Below are 23,835 nucleotides of genomic sequence, written 5' to 3' on the forward strand. Positions count from 1 at the left end.
ACGTAGCCGCTGCATACGCACCACCCGCTGCGGCTAGAACGTTTCTTGCATGGGCCGGTGCATGCCCTCCACCGCCACCCCGTCCGGCGCCCCGCAGCCTGCACCGCAGACGATCTTTCGCTTCCGGCGCGAGTACAACGCCTGGGTGGCCGACGAGACCATGGAGGACTACGCGCTGCGCTACACGCCCAAGGGCTTTCGGCGCTGGAGCGAGTTCCGCGTGGCCAACACGGCGTTCGGCTCGCTGTCCTTCCTGGCACTCGAGGCCATTGGCGGCGCCATTGCGCTCAACTACGGCTTTTCCAACGCCATGTGGGCCATCCTCGCGGTGGGGGTGCTGATCTTTCTCACGGGGCTGCCCATCGCCTACTGCGCGGCGCGCTACGGCCTCGACATGGACCTGCTCACGCGCGGTGCGGGCTTTGGCTACCTGGGCTCGACCATCACCTCGTTGATCTACGCGGTGTTCACCTTCATCTTCTTCGCGCTGGAAGCGGCCATCATGGCGCTGGCGCTGCAGATGGTGGTCGACTGGCCGCTGGAGTGGTGCTATGTGCTCTCATCCCTGGTGATCCTGCCCATGGCCATGCGCGGCATCACGCTGATCTCGCGCCTGCAGGCCTGGACGCAGCCGCTGTGGCTGTTTCTGCTGCTGCTGCCCTTCGTGTGGATCGCGCTCACGCAGCCGCAGCTGTACCGCGACTTCGCGGGCCTGTCGGGCCTCAAGAGCGGCAGCAGCCAGTTCAATGCCCTGATGTTCGGCGCGGCGGGCACGGTGATCTTCTCGCTGGTGGTGCAGATCGGCGAGCAGGTGGACTTTCTGCGCTTTCTGCCCGAGCGCACGGCCGCCAACCGCTGGCGCTGGTGGGGCGCAGTGCTGGTGGCCGGGCCCGGCTGGATCGTGATGGGCATGCTCAAGATGGCGGGCGGCGCCTTCCTGGCCTTTGCGGCGCTGCAGTTCGAGGTCGGCGCCAGCCGCGCGGCCGAACCCACGCAGATGTTCCTCGCCGGCTTCCACCAGGTCATGCAGGCACTGGGCCTGCCGGGCATGGCCGTGGCGGTCACGGTGCTCTTCGTCGTGGTCTCGCAGATCAAGATCAACCTGACCAATGCCTATGCGGGCTCGCTCGCCTGGTCCAACTTCTTCGCGCGCATCACGCGCAGCCACCCGGGGCGCGTGGTGTGGCTGGTGTTCAACGTGGGCATCGCCACGCTGCTCATGACGCTCGGGGTGTTCGGCGCGCTCGAGAAGGTGCTGGCGGTCTACAGCAATGTGGCCATCGCCTGGGTCGGGGCGCTGGTGGCCGACCTGGTGATCAACAAGCCGCTCGGCCTGTCGCCGCCGGGCATCGAGTTCCGGCGCGCCCACCTGTTCGACTTCAACCCCGTGGGCCTGGGCGCCATGGTGCTGGCGGCCGCGGTGGCCTGCTGCGCCTATGCGGGCCTGTTCGGCGAGATGGCGGCCGCCTTCTCCCCCTTCATTGCACTGGTGCTGTCGATGGCGCTGGCCCCGCTGCTGGCCTGGACCACCCAAGGGCGCTACTACCTGGCGCGCAAGCCCGACACCACCTGGCAGCCCGGCGAGGCCGTGCGCTGCACCGTGTGCGAGAACCAGTTCGAGGCCGAGGACATGGCGCGCTGCCCGGCCTATGGCGCCGCCATCTGCTCCCTGTGCTGCTCGCTCGAATCGCGCTGCCACGACCGCTGCAAGACCGGCTCGCGCGCCACCGACCAGTTGCGCGCCGTGGCCGCGCTGCTGCTGCCGCGCCACTGGGCGGCCAAGGTCAACTTCCGCATGGGCCAGTACCTCATGGTGACCGTGGTGCTGTGCGCGGTGATGGCCTTCCTGCTCGGCGTGGTGTACGTACAGGAGAGCCTGGAGACGCCCGCGCAATTCCTGCGCATGCCCTTCCTCAAGGTGTTCGCGCTGCTCGCGCTGCTGGCCGCCGTGTGCGCCTGGTGGGTGGTGCTGAGCACCGACAGCCGGCGCATGGCGCAGGACGAATCGGAACGCCAGACCCAGCTGCTGCTGCAGGAAATCGAGGCGCACAAGCGCACCGATGCCGAGCTGCAGGCCGCCAAGGACCAGGCCGAATCGGCCAGCCTGGCCAAGACGCGCTACGTGGCCGGCATGACGCACGAGCTGCGCTCGCCGCTCAACAGCATCCTCGGGTACACGCAGATCCTGCTCAAGAACCCGCAGACCGAGGGCTGGCTGCGCGAAAGCCTGTCCACCATCCAGCACAGCGGGCAACACATGCATGCGCTGATCGACGGCTCGCTGGAGCTGGCGCGCATCGAGGCCGGCCGCTTGCGCCTGGACCTGGCCCCCCTGCCCCTGCCCGAGCTGGTGCAGAACGTCGAGGGCATGCTGCGCCCGCAGGCCGAGGCCAAAGGCCTGCGCTTCGTGGTGCAGACCGAGGGCACCATGCCCGGGTGGATACGGGCCGATGCCAAGCGCCTGCGCCAGATCCTCATCAACCTGCTGTCCAACGCCGTGCGCTTCACCGAGCGCGGCGAGGTGCGGCTGCGCATGGATTTCCGCCCGCATGTCTCGCGCATCGAGGTCATCGACACGGGCATCGGCATCGAGCCGCAGGACCGCGAGCGCATCTTCCTGCCCTTCGAGCGCGGCAGCGCCGGACGGCGCGCGCGCGAGGCCGGCACGGGCTTGGGCCTGACCATCACGCACCTGCTGACCCAGCTCATGGGCGGCGAGCTCACGGTGGCCAGCACGCCGGGCCAGGGCAGCACCTTCACCGTGCGCCTGTACCTGCCCGGCATCTCGCCCGACCCGGCCTGGCGCCCCGCGCACATGGCCGTGCTGCGCCCGGTGATCGGCCACATCGGGCCCAGGCGCACGCTGCTGGTGGTGGACGACCAGCCCCTGCAGCGCCAGCTGCTGGCGGGCCTGCTGGTGCCGCTGGGCTTCATCGTGTGCGAGGCGGCCAGCGGCCTGGAGTGCGTGGAGATCGTGCGCCAGGCGCCACCCGACCTGGTGCTGCTCGACATCTCCATGGACGACCTGGACGGCTGGCAGACCGCCGCCCTGCTGCGCACGCTGGCCCCGGCCGAGCAATTGCCCATCGTCTTCGTCTCAGCCAACCAGTTCGACCACGAGCCCGAGCGCCTGGCCGCCGTGCAGGTGCAGGGCTTCGTGGGCAAGCCGGTGGTCGAATCCGAGCTGCTGCGCGCGCTGCAGGTGGCATTGCAGCTCGAATGGCTGCACGACAACACCCCGCAGCCCGCGCTGGCCCCCGTGGCCCTGGCCGGTGCCAGCCCGGCCGCCCCCACGGCCCTGCCGCAGGAACTGCGCGACGACCTCACCCGCCTGGCGCGCCAGGGCCAGGCCGCTGCCGTGCGCGAACTGCTGCGCCGGGCACGCGCCGAACTGCCGCCCCAGCATGCCCAGGCGCTGGCCCTGCTGCAGGCCTGCGCGGACCGTTTCGATTTCGAGGCCCTGGCCCAGCACTTGCGGGAACCCGACCATGACGCCATCCATTGAAGACGCCCCACCCGCTGTGTCTCCCGCTGCCGCACCGGCCCCCGGCCAGCGTGTGGTGCTGGTGGTCGACGATGCCCTGGACACCTTGCGCATGCTCTGCGACGCGCTCGCGGCCGAGGGCTATGCCGTGCTGGCCGCACGCGACGCCGAGGAGGCGCTGCAGCGCTTCGACATGGTGGTGCCCGATGGCGTGCTGCTCGACGCGGTGATGCCCGGCATCGATGGCTTTGCGCTGTGCCGCCAGCTCAAGGCCACACCGCCCTGGTCGCACGTGCCCATCGTGTTCATGACCGGGCTGTCGGACACGGCGCAGATCCTGCAGGGCTTTGCCAGCGGCGGCGTGGACTACGTGGTCAAGCCGCTGCGCATTCCCGAGGTGCTGGCGCGCCTGGCCACCCATGTGCGCAATGCCCAGGCCACGCGCCTGGCGCGCGAGGCGGTGGACGTGGCCGGCCTGGGGGTGGTGGTGCTCGACGGCCAGGGCCGTGTGGCCTGGCGCTCACCCCAGGCAACGCGCTGGCTCGAAGATGCCTTCGCCCACACCGAAGCGCCCACGGAACGGGCCGCCGCCTGGCTGGTGCAGGCCCAGCGCGATGGCGAGCAGACCCTGCCCCTGGCCGATGGCCGCCAGCTGCTGGCGCGCCACATGGGGGCCAGCGGCCTGGCCGAATCCATGCTGCTGCTCAGCCACGCAGCGGCCGAAGCCGCCGCGCCGCGCCACCTGCAGCAGGTGGCGCTGACGCCGCGCGAGACCGAGGTGCTCTCGTGGCTCACCAAGGGCAAGACCAACCGCGACATCGCCGACATCCTGGGCATGAGCCCGCGCACGGTGAACAAGCACCTGGAGCACATTTTCGAGAAGCTGGGGGTGGAGACCCGCACCGCCGCAGCGGCTATCGCGGGCCAGTTGCTGCAGGGCTGACTTGGCGCCAGAGGCGCGGTATCAGGCTTGCGTGGCGCTTTGGGCGCTGGCCGGCAGGCCGAACACGTGGTCGAACACCCAGTTGAAGACAAAGGTGTAGCACAGGAAGAAGACGATCATGCCGATGTCCATCACCAGGGCCTGCCACAGGCTGATGCTGAACCACCAGGCAAAGATCGGCACCAGGGTCACGACCAGGCCCATCTCGAAGCTGATGGCATGCACCACACGGCGCCTGGTGCTGCGCCCGCGCACTTCCTGGCGCGACTCCCAGCGCTCGAAGGCCCAGTTGAACACCAGGTTCCAGACCACGGCGATCAGCGCGGCGACCGCGGCAATCACGCCGGCATGCGCGGCACCCTGGCCCGTCAAGAAGGCCAGCCCCGCCGTGGCGGCAAAGATGGCGATGAGCTCGTACAGCGTGACATAGACGACCCGGCGCTTGACGCCCTGCAGGCCGGCGGCAGCCTGCGGCGCTGCCAGTTGGGTGGTGGGGTTCCGTGGTTCCATGGACCGAACTTTATGTGCCTCTGGCTGATATAAAAAGTTAGCTTGTTTCAATTTTTCTGATAGATTGGGCTATGGCCTTTTCTTCGGACAACATCCAGGTCTTTCTGTCGGTGCTGGACCAGGGCTCGTTCTCGGCGGCCGCACGCAGCCTGTCGCGCGTGCCCTCGGCCGTGAGCATGGCCATTGCCCACCTGGAGGCGGAGCTGGACATGCCGCTGTTCGACCGCAGCGGCCGCGAGCCCCGGCCCACGGCGGCGGCGCGTGCGCTGGAGCCCCAGGCGCGCCTGCTGGCCGGGCAGCTGCAGCAGCTCAATGCCCAGGCGCTGTCACTCACCCAGGGGCTGGAGGAGCGGCTCACGGTGGCCATTGCCCCCGAGCTGCTGGCCTCGCGCTGGACCGAGCCGATTGCGGCGCTGGCGCGCGAGTACCCGCTCTTGCAGGTGGAGGTGCTGGCCGCGCCCCAGGTCGATGCGCTGGAGCTGCTGCACACCGGCCGCGCCCAGTTGGCGCTGGTGTTCGAGCGCCCCAGCATCGATGGGCGCGAGGGCTTCCAGGAGGTGGGCAGCGAAACCCTGGTGGCGGTGATGGCGCCCGACCACCCGGTGCTGCAGGCCGCGCGCGCGGCCGCCGCGGCACGGGGCGAGGCCAGCGCCCTGGCCCAGTTGCGCGAGGAGCACCTCACGACCACGCGGCAGATCGTGGTGGCCAGCCGCGACCTGGCGCAGATCGACCGGCGTTTCGTCTTTGCGCGCCACCACTGGCGCACCGACAACCACCTGGCCGCGCTGGGCCTCATCGAGGCGGGCCTGGGCTGGGGCTGGCAGCCGCGCGCGCTGGTGCAGCCGCGCATCGATGCGGGCACGCTGGTCGAGATGCCGTTCGAGAACCTGAGCAACGGCACCGCCTTGTGGGTGGACGTGGTCTGGTCCAAGGAGCGGCCCCTGGGCCTGGGCGCGCGGCGCTTCGTGGACCTGATGGCGCACGACGCGCACCGTGCCGGGCACCCGGCCGAGCAGAACTGTTCGGGCACCTGAGCCGTATCAGAACACGCGCGACTCGCCGTCCTCGGGTATCCACAGCCGTGCCCCCACCCCGGCCTTGGTGGCCAGGGCCGCGAGCCCAACCCGCGTGGTGGGGCAATGGTCGAGCGCTTCGAGGTGGTTGGCCACCACCCAGCCCGGCGACAGCGTGCAGGCATCGACCACACCCTGCCCGTCCATGAGAATCTCGCCCCCCAGGTCGAAGCGTGCGCCGCCGGCCGGCAGCACCGCTACATCCGGCCGCAGCCGCGTGAGGCAGTCGCGCACCTCGGGCGTGAGCACCGTGTCGCCCGCGATGTAGACACTGGGCTCGCCCGGCATCTCGATCAGGTAACCATGGCCGTGCTCCATGAGGCGGCCGACCCAGCCGCGCCCATGCACGCAGGCGATGGGCGTGATGTGGCCGCTGTCCAGAAAGGGCTGGCGGCCGGTACCCGCCAGCGGCTGCACCGCCAGGCCGCGCGCCGCCAGGTGCTCCGCATCGCGGGGCATGCACAGCACGGGCGTGCCCCGCGTGCGCAGGAATTGCTTGCCTGCCCGGTCCAGGTGGTCGAAATGGCCACGCTGGCAATGGGTGATGAGGGCATGCGTCACGCGGCCGAGCACGGCATTGCTGCAGTCCGGCAACTCCACCACCGGGTTGCGGCGGCGCGTGCCGCCCAGGTAGCGCAGGGTCGGCAGGCTGCCCTGGGGCGACAGCATGGGGTCGACCAGCAGGGCCACGGGCCTGCCCTGGGCTTCGAACTCCAGCACGATGGTGGCGTTGCGCAGTTGGGTGATTTTCATGGGATGGATCAAGAGGCAAGGGATGAAGCCCCATTGTTCGAAAACACCCGCTCCGCGAGAATGGCTTGAATGGACAATTCATTGCCAATTCCTGCCACACGCCCCTTGCGCCTGGCCCTGCTGCTCTACGAGGGCTGCATGCCCGCGGGCCTGTTTGCCACGGCCGACATGGCGCGCGCGGCCAACCTGCGCGCGGGCCGGCCGCTGTTCGACGTGCAGTGGGTGGGGCTGGAGCTGCAGCCCGTGCCCACCTGGCAGGGGCCGGCACTGCTGCCCGCCGCTACCCTGGACCAGGTGCAGGCCGATGCCGTGCTGGTGCCGGGCCTGTGGCTGTCGGCACCCGACCAGGTGCAGGCACAACTGCGCCCCCTGCAACCCCTGGTGCGCGCGCTGCGCGCCCTGCCCCGGCGCACCCCGCTGTGGAGCTACTGCGCCGGCGTGCTGCTGCTCGCGGCCAGCGGACGGCTCGACGGCCAGCCCGCCACGGCCACCTGGTGGCTGCAGGCCGCGCTGGAGCAGGAGTTTGCGGCCGTGCAATGGCGCCTGGACGAACCCCTGGTGGCCACGGCCGTGGCGACCACGGCGGCCGGCGCCAGCGGCTACCTGCCGCTGATGCTGCATGCGCTGGCGCCCCGGCTGCCACCCCAGGCCCTGCAGGACCTGCAGGAGGTGCTGGTGCTGCCCCGCCCGCGCGCCACCCACCCGGTGTTTGCCGGGCTGGACCTCGTGGCCCAGGCGGAGCCCGCGCTGCGAAAGGCCATGCTCTGGGTGCAGCGCAGCCCCGCCCAGGGCCTCAGCCTGGCCGATCTGGCGGCGGCCATGCACCTGTCCACCCGCACCCTGGCGCGGCGGGTGCGTGCACACACCGGCCTGTCTGCGGCACACTGGATGCGCCGCATCAAACTGCGGCAGGCCGCGGACGCCCTGTGCCAGACCCGCCACCCGCTCAAACGCATCGCCCAGGACCTGGGCTTTGCCAGCGAGGCGGGCCTGCACCGGGCCTTCACCCATGCCACCGGCCAGACGCCCCTGGCCTACCGCATGGCCCACGGCAGCCATTGACGCCCTTTTTCCTGGACAGGAGATGAACCGCATGACCCATCCTTTCGAGAGCAGCACCAAGGCCTTCGCCGAGCGCTGGGCCGCCTGGCAGCCCAGGCCCGGCAAGAAGGGCAAGGCCCCTTCGCTGGCCGACTGGGACCCCGGCGCCAAGCCGTTCTCCCAGGGCAGCAAGGCCGAGGACAAGGCAGCCGTCGAAGCCCTGGCGCTGGAACTCGATGCACTGCAGAACCTGTTCTACGCCGACAGGCGCTACAAGCTGCTGGTGGTGCTGCAGGGCACCGATACCTCGGGCAAGGACGGCACCATCCGCGGCGTGTTCGGGCGCATGAGCGCTTTGGGCGTGCGCACCGTGGGCTGGAAGGCACCCACCGAAACCGAGCGCGCGCACGACTACCTCTGGCGCATCCACCAGCAGGTGCCGCAGGACGGAGACATCACGGTGTTCAACCGCAGCCACTACGAAGACGTGCTGGTGCCCGTGGTCAATGGCTGGATCACGCCCGAACAGCAGCAGCAGCGCCTGGCCCATATCAACGACTTCGAGCGCATGCTCAGCGAGACGGGCACCATCGTGCTCAAATTCCTGCTGCACATCAGCCCCGAGGAGCAACGCGCGCGCCTGCAGGAGCGCCTGGACGACCCCACCAAGCACTGGAAGTTCAGCATGGGCGACATTGAGGTGCGCAAGCAGTGGAAGGAGTACCGCCAGGCCTACGACACCCTGCTGGCCGCCACGCACACCGCCTGGGCGCCCTGGACCATCGTGCCGGCCGACTCCAAGACCCACCGCAACCTGATGATCGCCAGCGTGCTGCGCCAGGTGCTGCAGAACCTGGAGCTGCTCTACCCACCGGGGGATCCGCAGCTGGCGGGCTTCCAGGTGGAGTGAGTCCCGCGCCCTGCGCAAGCCGCTGGGGAGGGGCGTCGGAGCGTGCCCAAGGGGCGCCTGGCAAGTTATGCATCAGACGCATAACCCTGTAACACTATGGCCTTGGACAGGTTCCGGGGGCAGGCATAAGCTTCGCGGCTTGAACCGATCCCAAAAGGAAATCACCATGTCGCACTCTTCCGGCGCTCCGGCCACCGCCTCCCAAGCGGGCGCCGTCCACACCCTGCCCTCCTACCTGCAGGCGGACAACCTCGGCCCCTGGGGCATCTACCTGCAGCAGGTCGACCGCGTCACCCCCTACCTGGGCCACCTGGCCCGCTGGGTGGAAACGCTCAAGCGCCCCAAGCGCGCGCTGATCGTGGACGTGCCGATCGAGCTGGACAACGGCACCATCGCCCACTTCGAGGGCTACCGCGTGCAGCACAACACCTCGCGCGGCCCGGGCAAGGGCGGCGTGCGCTTCCACCAGGACGTGACGCTGTCGGAAGTGATGGCCCTGTCGGCCTGGATGTCGATCAAGAACGCGGCCGTGAACGTGCCCTACGGCGGTGCCAAGGGCGGCATCCGCGTCGATCCCAAGAAGCTTTCGCTCGGTGAACTGGAGCGCCTGACGCGCCGCTACACCAGCGAGATCGGCATCATCATCGGCCCCTCCAAGGACATCCCCGCTCCCGACGTGAACACCAACGGCCAGATCATGGCCTGGATGATGGACACGTACTCCATGAACGTGGGCTCCACCGCCACCGGCGTGGTGACCGGCAAGCCCGTGGACCTGGGCGGCTCGCTGGGCCGCGTGGAAGCCACCGGCCGCGGTGTCTTCACCGTGGGCGTCGAGGCCGCCAAGCTGACCGGCCTGGCCCTCGACGGTGCCCGCGTGGCCGTGCAGGGCTTCGGCAATGTGGGCGGCATCGCCGGCAAGCTGTTTGCCGAAGCGGGCGCCAAGGTCGTGGCCGTGCAGGACCACACCGGCACCATCTTCAACGGCAAGGGCCTGGACGTGCCGGCCCTGCTGGCCCACGTGAAGATCCGCGGCGGCGTGGGCGGCTTTGCCGGTGCCGACACGATGAAACCCGAGGAGTTCTGGGGCGTGGACTGCGAGATCCTGATCCCCGCCGCGCTGGAAGGCCAGATCACCAAGGACAACGCCGGCAAGATCAAGGCCAAGCTGGTGATCGAAGGCGCCAACGGCCCCACCACCCCCGAGGCCGACGACATCCTCAACGACAAGGGCGTGCTGGTGCTGCCCGACGTGATCGCCAACGCCGGCGGCGTGACGGTGAGCTACTTCGAATGGGTGCAGGACTTCTCCAGCTTCTTCTGGAGCGAGGACGAGATCAACGCCCGCCTGGTGCGCATCATGCAGGAAGCCTTCGCCGGCGTCTGGCAGATCGCCCAGGAGCACAAGGTGAGCCTGCGCACCGCCACCTTCATCGTGGCCTGCCAGCGCATCCTGCACGCCCGCGAAATGCGCGGCTTGTACCCCTGAGCCTTCGCGGCTCCGGAAACCGCAGCGGCCGACCCGGCCGCTCTGGTCTCGAAAGCAACCGCCAGCGGCCCACCAGGCCCTGGCGGTTTTTTCTTGGGCGGGATGTGCTGTTGCGCCCGGGCGACGCCCGAATGGGGGTGTCTGTGCCTGTCGTCGGCCAGAAGCAACCGCCTGGCCGCTGCGGAAACAGGCGGATACGCGCCCACACAAATGGAGACGTTTGCCCCCAAGGCCACGTGGGAGACTGCCTGCCTCTTTGCCCTCCAGGAGACAACGGTGGCCCTCCCTTCCCTGCGCAGCGCCGTGGCGCGCTTCATGCTGAACCGGCTTCGCACCGCCCGTTCGGTGGCCCGCCTGGCCTACCGCCTGCATGGCAAGAAGCCGGCCCTCATCGACCGGCGCGGCACCCTGACCTACCAGCAACTGCACGGGCGCGTGCTGCGCCTGCACGGCTGGATGCAGGCCCAGGGCGTCAAGCAGGGCGACATCGTCTTCACCTGGCTGCCCGAGACCGGTGAGCAGTACGAGACGCGCCTGGCCACGTTCGAAAACGGCACCATCTTCGCCAGCTTCCACAAGCACCTGTCGGCGCAGGCCGCGCTCGATACCCTGCTGCGCGTGAAGCCTGCCGTGTTCATCCACGACCCGGCGCTCAGCGAGCCCATCCTGGCCACCGTGCGCGAACGCATGCCCGGCCTGCACATCCTGGCCATCGGCAAACCCTACGAGGAGGCGCTGGCCCAGGCCACGCCCACGCGCGGCACGGCGAAGGTGCACGAGGACGAGGTGTTCGCGCTGCACATGACCTCGGGCACCACGGGCCTGCCCAAGGCCATCGGCTACACCCACCGCAAGTACCTGGACAGCGTGCGCTTCATCGCCCAGTCCATCAACTTCACGCCCCCGGCCAGCGGCCAGGACGTCAACATGCTCGGCCTGCCGATCACGGGGCCGGGCTCGGGCCTGGTGCTGCCCACGCTGCTGTCGGGCGCGGTGCTGGTGATGCCCGAGAACTTTCGCCCGGCCACGCTGGCCGGCCTGATCGAGCGCCACAAGGTCTCGCGCGCCTTTCTCTCGCCCTCGGCCATCATCGACCTGCTGGATGACCCGGACCTGCCGCGCTACCGCCTCTCCTCGCTCAGCCACGTGCCCTACGGCTCGGAGATGATGCCCGCGCCCAAGATCGCCGAGGCGATTCGCCGCTTCGGACCCATCTTCCAGCAGGGCTATGGCTGCCTGGAAGCGCTGCCCCCGATCACCTGGCTGCTGCCGCACGAGCATGTGGACGCCAGCGGCGAACCGCTGGGCCTCCACATCCTGTCGTCCGTGGGGCGCGTGATGCCGGGCGTGCAGGTGGTGATCCGCAGCGATGACTTCGAGCCCCTGCCCCAAGGCCAGATGGGCCTGGTCACGGTGCAGACGCCGGTGCGTTTCGACCGCTACTGGCACGACCCCGAGAAGACCGCCGAGACCCTGCGCGATGGCTGGGTGGTGATGGGCGACATGGGCTACTTCGACGAGGCCGGCTACCTGCATGTGCTGGGCCGCAGCGCCGACCGCGTGCGCAAGGGCGGCCAGTTGCTGAACCCGCGCGAGGTGGAAGAGGTCACGCACCAGCACCCCGCCGTCAAGGAATGCTGCCTGGTGCAGCATGGCGAGCAGGCCGTGCTGGTGGCCAGCCTGCGCCAGAGCTGGCGCGCCGAGCACAACTGGCGTGCGCTGGAGCACGACATCACCGAGTACCTGGCCGAAAACCTGCGCGCAGAGCTGCAACCCGACCGCGTGCGCATCGTGCCCGAGATCCCGCGCAGCTTTCTCAACAAGATGCTGCGCCGTGAAGTGCGCGCCATGCTCGATGCCGAGGAGCCGGTGGCCGAACCGGCGCACGCGCTGTGAGCGGGCACGCCACCCGCCAGGCCACCCCACCGATGCTGACGCTGGGCACCAAGCTCAGCTACGCCGTGGGCAATGTGGGCCTGCAGATGCTGATCGCGGCCATGGGCTTTCTGCTCATGATCTTCTACACCGACGTGGCCCTGGTGCCGCCGGCCGTGGCCGGCGCCGCGCTGCTGGTGGGCAAGGTCTGGGACACGATCAACGACCCGCTCTTTGGCTGGGTGACCGACCGCACGCGCTCGCGCTGGGGCCGCCACCGCGTGTACCTCATCTACGGCGCCATTCCGCTGGCCGTGGTGGCCGCCGCGGTGTGGATGGTGCCACCCGGGCTGTCCCCCGTGGCGGCCTTCCTGTGGATCGCCATCACCTACACGCTGTTCGACACGCTGATGACGCTGGTGCAGCTGCCCTACCAGGCCATGGCTGCCAACCTCACGCGCGACTACGACGAGCGCACCAGCCTCACGGCCTTTGCCTCGCTGGGCGCATTGATCGGCTTTTTCGCAGGCAGCGTGCTCATGCCCGTGCTGGTGCGCGCCGCGCCCGATGCGCGCACCGGCTATGCGCTGGCCGGGGCCTGCTTTGGCCTGGCCGCCGGCATGGCGGTCGCCGTGGTGGCCTGGCGTGTGCACGAGCCCGTGGCCGATGAAGCCGCCGCCCCGGCCGACCCGGCGCCCGCCTGGGACTCGGTGCGCCGCACGCTGCTGGGCACGCTGCGCAACCGCCCCTTCCTGCTGCTGGTGAGCGCGGCCGGCCTGGTGCGCCTGGGCCTCACGCTGGTGCAGGGTGCGCTGGCCTACTTCGTGATCTACCAGCTGCAGGGCACGCAGGGCGACCTGCCCAGGCTCATGGCCATTCTGCTGGGGGTGGTGGGGGTCTCGCTGTTCGCCTGGAAGCGCGTGGTCGACCGCTGGGAAAAGAACCGTGCCTACATCCTGGGCCTGGTGTTCAGCGCCGTAGGACTGGTCATGCTCTACTGGATCCAACCGGGGCAGCAGGGCATGCTGGCCGCCGTGCTGGCGCTGATCGGCATCGGCATGGGGGCGCACTGGATCGTGCCCTACGCCATGGTGCCCGACACCATCGACCACGGCCACATGCTGGCGGGCGAACGCACCACCGGCATGTACTACGGCCTGTACGGCCTGGTCGACAAGATCGCGCGCACCGTGGCCACCGTGGTCGTGGCCGCCGTGCTCGACTGGACGCACTATGTGCCCAACGTCGCGCAGACCGAACTGGCGCTGCAGGGCATCCGCACCATGACCGGGCTGCTGCCGGCCCTGTGCCTGGCGTTCGCCATCCCGTTGCTGATGGCCTACCCGATCACGCGCGCGCGCCACGGCGAGATCCGCCGCAGCGTGGGCGATGTGCGCGACAGCCAGTTCGCCAGCTGAGATTCAGGCGGCCGGCCCTGCCGGCACGGTGGGAACCACCGGGTCCACCCAGCGCAGGGCCAGGCAGAACGGCTGCGCACAGGGCGAACGGCCGGCATAAGGGCAGCCGGCCACCTCGCACACTGGCCGGTCGCGCCCACGGTCTTCATCGACCGGCAAATGGCCGCTGGCCTGCAGCACGGCCATCTGCGTCCAGGGGTCCAGGCGCTGGCCCGGCGCGAGCAGCATCTCGCGCCCATAGACCGAGGCGGGCAGCTGGGCCTGGAAGTCCAGCACCAGCAGTGCACTGGTGCGCGCCATGGCCGCCGTCCCTGCCGGTTCCACCAGCCCCTGCAGCACCAGGGCAAACACCCCCGATTGCAGGGTTGGGGCATTGCCGGAGAACGGTATCTGCAGCGGCGCTGGCGGCGTCGTCGCCACCGCTGCTGGGGGTGCCGGCTGCGACGCCATCCAGGGCACCGGCACGCGCAGGGTCAGCGCAAAACCGCGCGGCCCCTCGGGGGTCTGCACCGTGCCCTGGCGCACCAGCCAGGTCTGCAGCGGTGGCTGCCCGGGTTCGGCCTCGCCCTTCTCCAGCGCATGGGCCAAGCCCACGGGCCAGGGCTGGGCGGCAACCACGCGCTGGGGCATGCCGCTGCCCTCGGTGAGCTGCGCCACCATAGCGCCCACCATGCGCAGCGCCGGGGCGTCCAGCCCCTCGGCCGGCCAGGCCGCGGCTGCGAGCGGTGCCGCGGCGGCGACAGGCGGCGCTGCCACAGGGCTGCCCGGCGCCAATGCCGCCGGCAGCGGGCTGCGTGCCGCCGCGCCCGCGGTTGCGGCCGCCGCATTGCCGCGCGGGTCGAAACCCGCACCCAGGGGGCCGCGCGCCTCTTGCGAAATGCTGGCCTTGTCGGCCGGTGCGGGAGTCGGTGCCGGCGCCGCCCCAGGCACGGGTGCCGCAGGGGGCGCCGGGGGTGCCGCGTCGCCCAGCGGAAACGGGGCACGCGCCGGGGCCGCCTTGTCGGTCCCGAGCAGTGCGGCCTGGCGCTGCAGCGCCGCTTCGGCCAGGAACTGGGCCACGGGCGGCAGTGCGCCAGGGCGGGAGGGGTCGATGGGTGCGGCCATGCGGGCGGTGGGGTAGGGCCTGATTCTGGCGCCAATCCCCGGCCGGGGCCAGCCCCGGGGCCGATGCGGCGCCTATTGCAAGGCGCGCAGGGCTGTGTGGGGTACGGCGAACTGGAAGCCATCGACCACCTGCAGCAGGCGCGCGGCCTGCTGCCTGAGGCTGGCCGCCGCAGCCGCCGACTGCTCGACCAGGGCCGCATTCTGCTGGGTCATCTGGTCGAGTTCGTTGACCGAGGTGTTGACCTTGTGCAGGTCACCCGACTGGCCTTCGACGGCGCTGCTGATGGTGCCCACACGCTGCGAGACATCGCGCGCATGGCCCACCACCTCTTCCATGCTGCGGCCGGCATCGACAACCAGGCTCGCCCCCCGGTCAGCTTGCTGCAGGGACTCGGTGATCAGGCCGCGCACCTCGCGCGCCGCATCCGCGCTGCGGCTGGCCAGGGCCCGCACCTCGCTGGCGACCACGGCGAAGCCCCGGCCTTGCTCGCCGGCACGGGCGGCCTCCACGGCCGCATTGAGCGCCAGGATGTTGGTCTGGAACGCAATGCCATCGATCACGCCCACGATGTCGGCGATGCGCTTGGCGCTGGCCTGGATGCCTTGCATGGTGGAGACCACCTGCGACACCACACCCCCGCAGCGCTCGGCCACCTCGGAGGCCTCGGTGGCCAGGTCGCGCGCGGCCACCGCCTCCTGCACACTCTGGCTGACCATGCCGCCCAGTTGCTCCATGGACGCGGCGGCCTCCTGCAGGTGGGCCGCCGTGCGCTCGGTGCGCTGGCTCAGGTCCTGGTTGCCCACCGCGATCTCACCCGACGCGCTGGACATGCTCTCGGCCGCCAGTTGCACATCTGCCACCGCGTTGTTCAGGCGCAGCAGCGCATCGCGCAAGGCCATGGCCGTCGGGCTGCTGACGGACATGCGGCCCACGTCCAGCGACAGCTGCCCGTCGGCCTGCGGCCGGCACAGCTGCTGCAGCTCGGCCGATTCGATGGCGTCGCCGCGCATGCGCAGCGCAATCAGCACTTCCACCGTGGCCTGCACGACCACGAAGGCCGCATGCACCAGAATGCGCGCAAAGTCCGGCTCGCTCAGGCAGTACAGGGGCAGGCCGGCCAGCTGCAGCCGGTCGAAGGCCACATGGTGCACGGCGATCACCAGGGCGGCGAACAGCACGGGCCGCCAGTCCCGGTAGGCCAGGAGAAAGGCCAGGAAGACGAACACGCCGAAGTGGAACTCGGGCTGGCCCAGGCTCAGCTGCAGGTGCAGCGCCACCATGGCCATGCCGCAAAAGCCGATGACCAGGCGCGACAGCAGCGTGCCCGGCGCCAGCCAGAAGGCCAGCGCCCCCGCCCCGGTGAGCAGGGCGCCCCAGGCCGCCGCCGTGCCGGGCCGCCCATGGATGAGGCCCACCCACAACGCCACGACCCAGCCCAGGGCCACGATGCCCAGCACGATCAGGTCGGCACGCCGGCCTATGCGTTGCAGGGCGTCGTGCACGCCCCAGTCCATGCGCTGCAGCTTTGCGGAATCGGCCATGTCTGCTCCTGGTTGCTGCACCGGCAAGGCCTGCGCCCCAGGGGCACACCGGCCCGGGGGATGCATCTGGGTGCGCAAACATGGTCTGGGGATTCTTGACGCAGGTCAATTTCCAAAGTGCCAAAGCCGTTGCGCCGGACGGGAAATGGCGCGGCCCTGCGCGCGGCCGGCCTTTCGCCGCCGGATCACACCACCAGTTCGGGCGCGGCTGCCGGCTGTTCCACCACCCGGGCCAGCAGTGCACCCGCGTAGCGCGCGGGCAGCGGTATCCACACGCGCACCGGGTTGCCCTGGGCCACGGCCACGGGCTGGCCGTGCACGTCGTGCATGCGCTCCAGGCGCAGTTGGACATTGCCGCTGGGGTGCACCACCTCCAGCAGGTCGCCCACGGCGAAATGGTTCTTGGTCTCTACCTGCACCCAGTCGCCCGCCAGGCCCACGGCGTCCTGGCCTTCGGCGCCCAGCACCTCGCCCGCGAACTGGCTGCGCTGGGTGGCCGAATGGCCGCTCACGTAGTTCTGGTAGTCCTGGCTCGGGCGGCGCTCCAGCAGGCCGCCGGTGTAGCCGCGGTTGGACAGGCCTTCGAGCTCCAGCAGCAGCTCGGGGTTGAACGGCCGGCCGGCCACGGCGTCGTCGATGGCGCGGCGGTAGACCTGGGCGGTGCGCGCCACGTAGTACAGGCTCTTGGTGCGGCCCTCGATCTTGAGCGAATCCACGCCGATCTGCGCCAGCCGCGCCACATGCTCCACGGCGCGCAGGTCCTTGCTGTTCATGATGTAGGTGCCGTGCTCGTCCTCCATGATGGGCATGAGCTGGCCGGGCCGGCCCAGCTCCTCGATCAGGTAGACCTTGTCGGCCTTGGGGTGGCGCTGGCCGTTGCCGGTGGTGGAAAACGACTGTTCGGCCTTCTGCTGCGCGGCCTCGAAGTTGAAGTCCCCTTCCATCTTCTGCGCAATGGCTTCGCCCGTGGTGGGATCGACCTCGGCATCGTGCGTGGCGTAGTTCCAGCGGCAGGCGTTGGTGCAGGTGCCCTGGTTGGGGTCGCGGTGGTTGAAATAGCCGCTGAGCAGGCAGCGGCCCGAGTAGGCGATGCACAGCGCGCCGTGCACGAAGACCTCGAGCTCGATGTCCGGGCATTCCTGGCGGATCTTTTCGATCTCGTCCAGGCTCAGCTCGCGCGAGAGGATGATGCGTTCCACCCCCATCTTCTGCCAGAACTTCACGGCCGCCCAGTTGGTGGTGTTGGCCTGCACCGAGAGGTGCACGGGCACCTCGGGCCACTTTTCCTTGACCATCATGATCAGGCCGGCGTCGGCCATGATGAGGGCGTCGGGCTTCAGATCGATCACGGGCTCGATATCGCGCAGGTAGGTGCGGATCTTGTCGTTGTGCGCGATCAGGTTGCTGGTCACGAAAAACTTCTTGCCGCGCGCATGGGCCTCCTCGATGCCCTGGCGGATCTGCTCCAGGCGGAACTCGTTGTTGCGCGCGCGCAGCGAGTAGCGCGGCTGGCCCGCGTAGACCGCATCGGCGCCGAAATCGTAGGCCGCGCGCATCTTGTCGAGCGAGCCGGCGGGCAGCAGCAGTTCAGGGGCTTTGAGGGTGCTCATCGGGGGCCATCCAATCTCGTTGTGTGTTGTTCAGCGCAGCACCGGCATGGCGATGGCCTGCGGGAACTCCTCGCCGTCGAAGGCCTTGTCGCCCTCGGCATCGGCCACGCCATTGGCCACCAGGCCCTGGAAGTCGAAGTGGCGCGGGTCCATGAAGTGCGAGGGCACCAGGTTGCGCAGTGCCACGGCCATGTTCTCGATACGGCCCGGGTACAGCTGCTGCCAGTCGCGCAGCATCTGCCCGATCTGCTTGCGCTGCAGGTTTTCCTGGCTGCCGCACAGGGTGCAGGGGATGATGGGGAAATTGCGCAGTTCAGCCCAGCGCGTGAGGTCGTCCTCGGCCACATAGGCCAGCGGGCGGATGACGAGGTGGTCGCCCCGGTCGCTCTGCACCTTGGGCGGCATGCCCTTGAGCTTGCCGCCGAAGAACATGTTGAGGAAAAAGGTCTGCAGCATGTCGTCGCGGTGGTGGCCCAGCGCGATCTTGGTGCAACCGAGCTCGTCGGCCACGCGGTACAGGATGCCCCGGCGCAGGCGGCTGCACAGGCTGCACATGGTCTTGCCCTCGGGCACATGCTGCTTGACCACGCTGTAGGTGTCGCGGGTCTCGATGTGGAAGGGCACGCCCAGCCCGGCCAGGTAGTCGGGCAGCACCTGGGCCGGAAAACCCGGCTGCTTCTGGTCGAGGTTGACGGCGACCAGCTCGAAGCGGTGGCCATTGCGCTGCTGCAGCATGCGCAGCACGTCCAGCATGCCGTAGCTGTCCTTGCCGCCCGAGACGCACACCATGACCTTGTCACCGTCGGCGATCAGGCCGAAATCGCTGATCGCCTGGCTGACCTGGCGCACCAGGCGCTTTTCGAGCTTGACGGCCTCACGGTCCGTGCTGCCCGCCACGGGGGCGGGTGGTGCGGTGTCGGCGGGCAAGGTGGGGGTGTCGGTCAGCATGGCGGGCGAGGATGGTCACGGCCGCAGCCAATGCTGCGGCCCAGGTTTGCTATGACATGCATAGCATCTGGCGATGGCCAAGCCACCGCCAGGTTCGATTTTCGTACAGATGGGCCCAGCGGCCCGGGGAATCAGGCCTCGGCCGGGTAGAACATCTTGCGCGCGGGCACCGTTTCCACCGCGCGCGCAATCGCGCCAATGTGGTCGGGCGTGGTGCCGCAGCAGCCGCCCACGATGTTCACCAGGCCCTCGGCCGCGAATTCGTGCACCAGCCGGCTCGTGACCTCGGGGGTCTCGTCGAAGCCGGTGTCGCTCATGGGGTTGGGCAGGCCGGCGTTGGGGTAGCAGCTGATGAAGGTGTCTTCCGCGACGCGGTTGAGCTCCTGGATGTAGGGGCGCATCAGCGTGGCACCCAGGGCGCAGTTCAGGCCGATGGCCAGCGGGCGCGCATGGCGCACGCTGTTCCAGAAGGCCGTGACCGTCTGGCCCGAGAGGATGCGGCCCGAGGCGTCGGTCACCGTGCCGCTGATGATGATGGGCAGGCGCTCGCCGCTGTGCTCGAAGTACTCGTCGATGGCGAACAGCGCGGCCTTGGCGTTCAGGGTGTCGAAGATGGTCTCGACCAGCAGCACGTCGCTGCCGCCTTCGACCAGGGCCTGGGTCTGCTCGTAGTAGGCGGCGCGCAGCTGCTCGAAATCGATGTTGCGCGCACCCGGGTCGTTCACGTCGGGGCTGATGCTGGCCGTCTTGGGCGTGGGGCCCAGCGCGCCGGCCACAAAGCGCGGCTTGTCGGGCGTGCTGTACTTGTCGCAGGCGGCGCGGGCGAGCTGGGCGGATTTGAGGTTCATCTCGCGCGCCAGCTCGGCCATGTGGTAGTCCTCCTGCGCGATGGTGGTCGCACCGAAGGTGTTGGTCTCGATCAGGTCGGCGCCCGCGGCCAGGTAGCGTTCGTGGATGTCGCTGATGACATCGGGCCGGGTCAGGCTCAGCAGCTCGTTGTTGCCCTTGACGTCGTAGGCGAAGTCCTTGAAGCGCTCGCCCGCGCCGCCGGGGCCGGTGTAGCCCTCGCCCCGGTACTGCGCCTCGCCCAGCTTGAAGCGCTGGATCATGGTGCCCATGGCGCCGTCGAGGATGGCGATGCGTTGGGCGAGGATGTCGGGCAGCTGTTGCGCGCGGGTGTAGTGGAGGGCTTGCATCCCGCTATTGTAGAAAGTGCGGCTTTTCCCGTGCCGGAACGGGACGCTTAGCCCTGCTGCCCTGCGGCCGCCACGTCCAGGAAGCTGCGCAGCGCCGGGCTCACCGCGTCGCGGTGCCAGGCCAGCACGCCCACCGTGGGGTGGTGCAGGCCGGCAATGGGCACAAAGCGCACACCCTGGGCCCCGGCCCGCGCCATGGCGGCCGGCACCAGCGCGACGCCCATGCCCAGGGCCACCAGCGCCACCACGGTGAGCCACTGGCGCGCCGCATGGCGCGTGTGGGGATGGATGCCGGCGCGGTGGAAAAGCGCGATCACGTTGTCGTGGTTGGAAGGCGCCACGTCGCGCGAAAACATCACAAAGGTCTCGGCGGCCAGCGCCTGCAGGTCCAGCGCCGCAGCCTGGGCCATCGCATGGCCTTCGGGCAGGCAGCAAACGAAATGGTCCTCGGCCAGCGGCAGGCTGGCCAGCGGTTCGGGCACCACGCTGCTGTTGATGAAGCCGGCATGCAGCTGGCGGTGCAGCAGCGCCTCCAGCTGCTCGCCGGTGGACATCTCGCGCAGCTGCACCTCGATGCCTGGGGCCTGCGCGCCGAAGGCGCGCACGATGGCCGGCATGTCGCGGTAGACCATGGAGCCGGTGAAGCCGATGTCGAGCCGCCCGCGCAGCCCCGCGGCCACGGCGCGCGCCGTCTCGCCCGCACGCGCCACGCGGTCGAGCACCACGCGCACCTCGGCCAGGTAGGCATGGCCTGCGGGCGTGAGCGCCACATGCTTGCTGCTGCGCTCGAACAGCTTCACGCCCAGTTCGTCCTCCAGCGCCTTGATGCCCGAGCTCAGCGGCGGCTGGGTGATGGCCAGGCGCTCGGCCGCGCGGCCGAAGTGCAGCTCTTCGGCCAGCACGGCAAAGTAGCGCAGCAGGTACAGCTTCATGCGCCCATCATGCCCCACGTGAAGGGGCATGGGACGGTCTTCTTGCGCGACGGTCAAAGCGGCTCACAAAGCTCAGCGCAGCGGTTCTGGCTAGGCGCTGCGTCGCAGGCAGTACGAGTAGTACGACAAGACGCGGCAACGACGCCAGAAGAGCTTTTTGAGTCGCTCAGTACGACTTGGGCAGGCCCAGGACCTTCTCGGCAATGAAGCACAGGATGAGCTGCGGGCTCACCGGTGCCAGGCGCGGTATCCAGGACTCGCGCAGGTAGCGCTCCACGTGGTACTCCTTGGCGTAGCCCATGCCGCCATGGGTGAAGATGGCGCGCTCGCAGGCGTGGTAGCAGGCCTCGGCCGCCAGGTACTTGGCGCTGTTGGCCTCGGCCGCACAGGGCAGGCCCTGGTCGTAAAGCCAGGCGGCCTTGTGCACCATGAGGTGGGCGGCCTCCAGCTCCATCCACGACAGGGCCAGCGGATGCTGCACGCCCTGGTTCTGGCCGATGGGGCGGCCGAACACCTCGCGCTCGTTGGCGTAGCCGGCGGCGCGCACCAGCGCCGCGCGGCCCAGGCCCACGGCCTCGCTCGCGATCAGGATGCGCTCGGGGTTCAGGCCGTGCAGGATGTAGCTGAAGCCCTTGCCTTCTTCGCCTACCCGGTCTTCCACGGGGATGCGCAGGCCGTCGATGAAGACCTGGTTGGAATCCACGCACTTGCGCCCGAGCTTGTCGATCTCGCGCACCTCCACCGTGCTGCGGTCCAGGTCGGTGTAGAACAGGCTCAGGCCCTCGGTGCCCGTGCACTCCTCCACCGGCGTGGTGCGCGCCAGCAGCAGGATCTTGTTGGCCACCTGGGCCGTGCTGATCCAGACCTTCTGGCCGTGCACCACGTAGTGGTCGCCCTGGCGCACGGCACGGGTCGTGAGCTTCAGGGTGTTCAGGCCGGTGTTGGGCTCGGTCACGCCGAAGCAGGCGCGGTCGCGGCCCGCGACCAGCGGCGGCAGCCAGCGCGCCTTTTGTTCCTCGGTGCCGAAGACCACCACCGGGTGCAGGCCGAAGATGTTCATGTGCACCGCCGAGGCGCCCGACAGGCCCGCGCCCGTGGCGGCAATGGTGTGCATCATCAGCGCGGCTTCGCTGATGCCCAGGCCTGCACCGCCGTAGGCTTCGGGCATGGCGATGCCGAGCCAGCCCGCATCGGCCAGGGCGCGGTGGAAGTCGTCGGGAAACCCGCCTTCGCGGTCCTTGCGCAGCCAGTAATCGGCATCGAAGGGCGCGCACACGCGCTCGATGGCACCCTGGATCTGTTCGTGTTCGGGGGAGAGAGCGAAGTTCATGCGGACGCGGCGGCGGAAGAAGAAGCAACAGGGAAGCGCACCACCCGCTCGGGCGATTCGAGGTAGGGCGGGCTGTAGATGACGAGCAGCTTCACCGGCGTTGCGCTGGTCACGGTGAAGACATGCGCCACATCGGCCGGGAAGAAGCACATGTCGCCCGGCAGCATGTCGAAGGCTTCGCCCGCCACCTCGGCGCGGGCCGTGCCCTCCAGCAGGTAGCAGGCTTGCTCGACGCCGGGGTGGGCATGGGGCAGCGCGCCGCCGCCCGCGTGCAGGGTGCCCAGCAGCACTTCCATCTGGCGGGCGCCCACGGTCTCGGGGCCGATGAGGCGCTGGTTGTGCGTGTGCTGGTGGTTGGCCGGCTGGTAGGCCGGCACCCCGGCGCTGCGCACCAGGTAGCGGGGTGAAGGGGCAGAGGGGGTCATGCGGTGTCTCCGGCAGGCAGGTGGCAGGCGCCCTGCGCCAGCAGGGCGTCGATGTCGGTGGGGGCGTAGCCGGCCTCGGCCAGCAGTTCGCGCGTGTGCTCGCCCAGCCGCGGGGCGGGTGCCAGCTCCCGCACCGGCGGCGTACCGGACCAGCGCGTGGGGTGGGCCAGGGTGTGCAGGGCGCCTTCGCTCGGGTGCACGCTGTCCTGCAGGAAGCCCGTGGCACGCAACTGCGCATTGGCGAGCAGGTCGGCCGGCGCGTTCATGGGCATGTTGGGCACGTCGGCCGCGTCGAGCAGGGCGCGCCATTCGGCGGTGCTGCGGCCGCGCAGGATGCGCGCCACCTCGGCGTACACCGCGTCGATGTGCGCAGCGCGCGCGCCGTGGCTGGCAAAGCGCGGGTCGCGGCCCAGGCCCTCGGCCTCGCCGATGGCGGCGAAGAAGCTGCGCCAGTGCTTGTCGTTGTAGATCAGCACGCAGAGCATGCCGTCGGCCGTGGCGTAGGGCTTGCGGTGGGCCGTGAGCAGCCGCGCATAGCCCGCATCGCCGCGCGGCGGCTCGAAGCTCAGCCCCGCCATGTGGTCGCCCAGGACGAACTGGGCCATGGCCTCGAACATGGGCACGACGATGGCTTGGCCCTGACCGGTCTTCTCGCGCGCATAGAGCGCTGCGGTCACGGCGTACACCGCGTGCAGCCCGGTCACGCGGTCGGACAGGGTGGTGGGCGCATAGGCGGGCTCGGGCGCGCCGTACTGCTGCATGAGCCAGGGAATGCCCGTGGCGCCCTGGATCAGGTCGTCGTAGGCCGGCCGCGCAGCGTCGGGCCCCTCCTGGTCGAAGCCGCAGCAACTCACGTGGATCAGCCGCGGGTTGCGTGCGGCCACGGTGGCGGCGTCGAGCCCCAGCCGCGCCAGCGCCTGCGGCCGCACATTGCTGATCAGCACGTCGCAGCCCTCGGCCAGGCGCAGGGCCGCCTCGCGCCCCGCGGGGTGCTTGAGGTCGAGCACGATGCTGCGCTTGCCGCCATTGGCGTGCAGGAAGATATGGCCCATGCCCGGGTTGGCCATGGGCCCCACATGGCGCATGTTGTCGCCCTCGGGCGTTTCCACCTTGATGACCTCGGCGCCCAGTTGCGCGAGGATCTGCGTGGCGAACGGGCCCATGATGACGCTGGTGAGGTCGAGCACGCGCACGCCGGCGAGCGGGCCTGCCGCCCCTTGGGGCCTGGTGTCCTGCATGAAAAGAGTTCCTT

The 23,835-nt window shown here is 69.7% G+C and carries 19 protein-coding genes; 8 read left to right on the plus strand and 11 right to left on the minus strand.

Annotation, left to right across the window (positions count from 1 at the left end):
• Positions 1-61: 61 nt before the first annotated feature.
• Both HNP48_RS01255 and HNP48_RS01260 read left to right on the plus strand, forming a co-directional pair.
• The gene (locus HNP48_RS01255; protein WP_184855033.1) at positions 62-3,505 is read left to right on the plus strand and encodes an ATP-binding protein; all 3,444 of its coding nucleotides are present in this window, start codon (positions 62-64) and stop codon (positions 3,503-3,505) included.
• Positions 3,489-4,427, plus strand: coding sequence for a response regulator (locus HNP48_RS01260; protein ID WP_260420044.1), 939 nt, complete (start codon positions 3,489-3,491; stop codon positions 4,425-4,427). The genes HNP48_RS01255 and HNP48_RS01260 overlap by 17 nt, the downstream gene beginning before the upstream one ends.
• Before the next feature lie 21 nt (positions 4,428-4,448).
• Here HNP48_RS01260 and HNP48_RS01265 read toward each other — a convergent pair whose 3' ends face one another.
• The gene (locus HNP48_RS01265; RefSeq protein ID WP_184855034.1) at positions 4,449-4,937 is read right to left on the minus strand and encodes a PACE efflux transporter; all 489 of its coding nucleotides are present in this window, start codon (positions 4,935-4,937) and stop codon (positions 4,449-4,451) included.
• Positions 4,938-5,008: 71 nt separating this feature from the next.
• Between HNP48_RS01265 and HNP48_RS01270 the strand changes: the two genes are divergently transcribed.
• Positions 5,009-5,971 (plus strand): LysR family transcriptional regulator, encoded by a 963-nt coding sequence (locus tag HNP48_RS01270; protein WP_184855035.1) that lies wholly within the window; start codon positions 5,009-5,011, stop codon positions 5,969-5,971.
• A gap of 6 nt (positions 5,972-5,977) precedes the next feature.
• Here HNP48_RS01270 and HNP48_RS01275 read toward each other — a convergent pair whose 3' ends face one another.
• Positions 5,978-6,763, minus strand: a complete 786-nt coding sequence (locus HNP48_RS01275) for an MBL fold metallo-hydrolase (RefSeq protein ID WP_184855036.1) — start codon at positions 6,761-6,763, stop codon at positions 5,978-5,980.
• 81 nt (positions 6,764-6,844) lie between these two features.
• Here HNP48_RS01275 and HNP48_RS01280 point away from each other — a divergent pair, with 81 nt between their 5' ends.
• From HNP48_RS01280 to HNP48_RS01300, 5 genes are all read left to right on the plus strand, one after another.
• Positions 6,845-7,825: a GlxA family transcriptional regulator gene (locus HNP48_RS01280; protein ID WP_260420045.1), complete on the plus strand. Its 981-nt coding sequence runs from the start codon at positions 6,845-6,847 to the stop codon at positions 7,823-7,825.
• A 31-nt stretch (positions 7,826-7,856) separates the two neighbouring features.
• On the plus strand, positions 7,857-8,714 hold the full coding sequence (locus HNP48_RS01285; protein WP_184855038.1) for a PPK2 family polyphosphate kinase: 858 nt from the start codon (positions 7,857-7,859) through the stop codon (positions 8,712-8,714).
• A gap of 166 nt (positions 8,715-8,880) precedes the next feature.
• Positions 8,881-10,203, plus strand: a complete 1,323-nt coding sequence (locus HNP48_RS01290) for a Glu/Leu/Phe/Val dehydrogenase (protein ID WP_184855039.1) — start codon at positions 8,881-8,883, stop codon at positions 10,201-10,203.
• Positions 10,204-10,479: 276 nt separating this feature from the next.
• Positions 10,480-12,099, plus strand: coding sequence for an AMP-binding protein (locus HNP48_RS01295; protein WP_184855040.1), 1,620 nt, complete (start codon positions 10,480-10,482; stop codon positions 12,097-12,099).
• 32 nt (positions 12,100-12,131) lie between these two features.
• Positions 12,132-13,496: an MFS transporter gene (locus HNP48_RS01300; RefSeq protein ID WP_184855638.1), complete on the plus strand. Its 1,365-nt coding sequence runs from the start codon at positions 12,132-12,134 to the stop codon at positions 13,494-13,496.
• A gap of 3 nt (positions 13,497-13,499) precedes the next feature.
• Here HNP48_RS01300 and HNP48_RS01305 read toward each other — a convergent pair whose 3' ends face one another.
• The 9 genes from HNP48_RS01305 to HNP48_RS01345 all read right to left on the minus strand — a co-directional run bounded on the left by HNP48_RS01305 (position 13,500) and on the right by HNP48_RS01345 (position 23,821).
• Positions 13,500-14,600 (minus strand): hypothetical protein, encoded by a 1,101-nt coding sequence (locus HNP48_RS01305; RefSeq protein WP_184855041.1) that lies wholly within the window; start codon positions 14,598-14,600, stop codon positions 13,500-13,502.
• A gap of 72 nt (positions 14,601-14,672) precedes the next feature.
• A complete protein-coding gene (locus tag HNP48_RS01310; RefSeq protein WP_184855042.1) occupies positions 14,673-16,142 on the minus strand; it encodes a methyl-accepting chemotaxis protein in 1,470 nt (489 codons plus the stop codon).
• Between the two features lie 185 nt (positions 16,143-16,327).
• The gene (yegQ, locus tag HNP48_RS01315; protein WP_184855043.1) at positions 16,328-17,752 is read right to left on the minus strand and encodes a tRNA 5-hydroxyuridine modification protein YegQ; all 1,425 of its coding nucleotides are present in this window, start codon (positions 17,750-17,752) and stop codon (positions 16,328-16,330) included.
• A gap of 30 nt (positions 17,753-17,782) precedes the next feature.
• Positions 17,783-18,700: a tRNA 2-thiocytidine(32) synthetase TtcA gene (gene ttcA, locus HNP48_RS01320; protein ID WP_184855044.1), complete on the minus strand. Its 918-nt coding sequence runs from the start codon at positions 18,698-18,700 to the stop codon at positions 17,783-17,785.
• A 131-nt stretch (positions 18,701-18,831) separates the two neighbouring features.
• Positions 18,832-19,896, minus strand: a complete 1,065-nt coding sequence (locus HNP48_RS01325; protein ID WP_184855045.1) for a homocysteine S-methyltransferase family protein — start codon at positions 19,894-19,896, stop codon at positions 18,832-18,834.
• Between the two features lie 47 nt (positions 19,897-19,943).
• Positions 19,944-20,828: a LysR family transcriptional regulator gene (locus HNP48_RS01330; protein WP_184855639.1), complete on the minus strand. Its 885-nt coding sequence runs from the start codon at positions 20,826-20,828 to the stop codon at positions 19,944-19,946.
• 166 nt (positions 20,829-20,994) lie between these two features.
• The gene (locus HNP48_RS01335; RefSeq protein WP_184855046.1) at positions 20,995-22,158 is read right to left on the minus strand and encodes an acyl-CoA dehydrogenase family protein; all 1,164 of its coding nucleotides are present in this window, start codon (positions 22,156-22,158) and stop codon (positions 20,995-20,997) included.
• On the minus strand, positions 22,155-22,583 hold the full coding sequence (locus tag HNP48_RS01340) for a cupin domain-containing protein (RefSeq protein ID WP_184855047.1): 429 nt from the start codon (positions 22,581-22,583) through the stop codon (positions 22,155-22,157). Before HNP48_RS01340 ends, HNP48_RS01335 begins: the two co-directional genes overlap by 4 nt.
• Positions 22,580-23,821 (minus strand): CaiB/BaiF CoA-transferase family protein, encoded by a 1,242-nt coding sequence (locus HNP48_RS01345; RefSeq protein WP_184855048.1) that lies wholly within the window; start codon positions 23,819-23,821, stop codon positions 22,580-22,582. The genes HNP48_RS01340 and HNP48_RS01345 overlap by 4 nt, the downstream gene beginning before the upstream one ends.
• Between the last annotated feature and the right edge of the window lie 14 nt (positions 23,822-23,835).

This window comes from Acidovorax soli (assembly GCF_014207955.1).
Lineage (GTDB): Bacteria > Pseudomonadota > Gammaproteobacteria > Burkholderiales > Burkholderiaceae_C > Acidovorax > Acidovorax soli_A.

Coding starts and splice junctions, on each gene's coding strand:
- HNP48_RS01255 (WP_184855033.1), top strand. CDS start 62: ATGCCCTCCACCGCCACCCCGTCCGGCGCCCCGCAGCCTGCACCGCAG.
- HNP48_RS01260 (WP_260420044.1), top strand. CDS start 3,489: ATGACGCCATCCATTGAAGACGCCCCACCCGCTGTGTCTCCCGCTGCC.
- HNP48_RS01265 (WP_184855034.1), bottom strand. CDS start 4,937: ATGGAACCACGGAACCCCACCACCCAACTGGCAGCGCCGCAGGCTGCC.
- HNP48_RS01270 (WP_184855035.1), top strand. CDS start 5,009: ATGGCCTTTTCTTCGGACAACATCCAGGTCTTTCTGTCGGTGCTGGAC.
- HNP48_RS01275 (WP_184855036.1), bottom strand. CDS start 6,763: ATGAAAATCACCCAACTGCGCAACGCCACCATCGTGCTGGAGTTCGAA.
- HNP48_RS01285 (WP_184855038.1), top strand. CDS start 7,857: ATGACCCATCCTTTCGAGAGCAGCACCAAGGCCTTCGCCGAGCGCTGG.
- HNP48_RS01290 (WP_184855039.1), top strand. CDS start 8,881: ATGTCGCACTCTTCCGGCGCTCCGGCCACCGCCTCCCAAGCGGGCGCC.
- HNP48_RS01300 (WP_184855638.1), top strand. CDS start 12,132: ATGCTGACGCTGGGCACCAAGCTCAGCTACGCCGTGGGCAATGTGGGC.
- HNP48_RS01305 (WP_184855041.1), bottom strand. CDS start 14,600: ATGGCCGCACCCATCGACCCCTCCCGCCCTGGCGCACTGCCGCCCGTG.
- HNP48_RS01310 (WP_184855042.1), bottom strand. CDS start 16,142: ATGGCCGATTCCGCAAAGCTGCAGCGCATGGACTGGGGCGTGCACGAC.
- yegQ (WP_184855043.1), bottom strand. CDS start 17,752: ATGAGCACCCTCAAAGCCCCTGAACTGCTGCTGCCCGCCGGCTCGCTC.
- ttcA (WP_184855044.1), bottom strand. CDS start 18,700: ATGCTGACCGACACCCCCACCTTGCCCGCCGACACCGCACCACCCGCC.
- HNP48_RS01325 (WP_184855045.1), bottom strand. CDS start 19,896: ATGCAAGCCCTCCACTACACCCGCGCGCAACAGCTGCCCGACATCCTC.
- HNP48_RS01330 (WP_184855639.1), bottom strand. CDS start 20,828: ATGAAGCTGTACCTGCTGCGCTACTTTGCCGTGCTGGCCGAAGAGCTG.
- HNP48_RS01335 (WP_184855046.1), bottom strand. CDS start 22,158: ATGAACTTCGCTCTCTCCCCCGAACACGAACAGATCCAGGGTGCCATC.
- HNP48_RS01340 (WP_184855047.1), bottom strand. CDS start 22,583: ATGACCCCCTCTGCCCCTTCACCCCGCTACCTGGTGCGCAGCGCCGGG.
- HNP48_RS01345 (WP_184855048.1), bottom strand. CDS start 23,821: ATGCAGGACACCAGGCCCCAAGGGGCGGCAGGCCCGCTCGCCGGCGTG.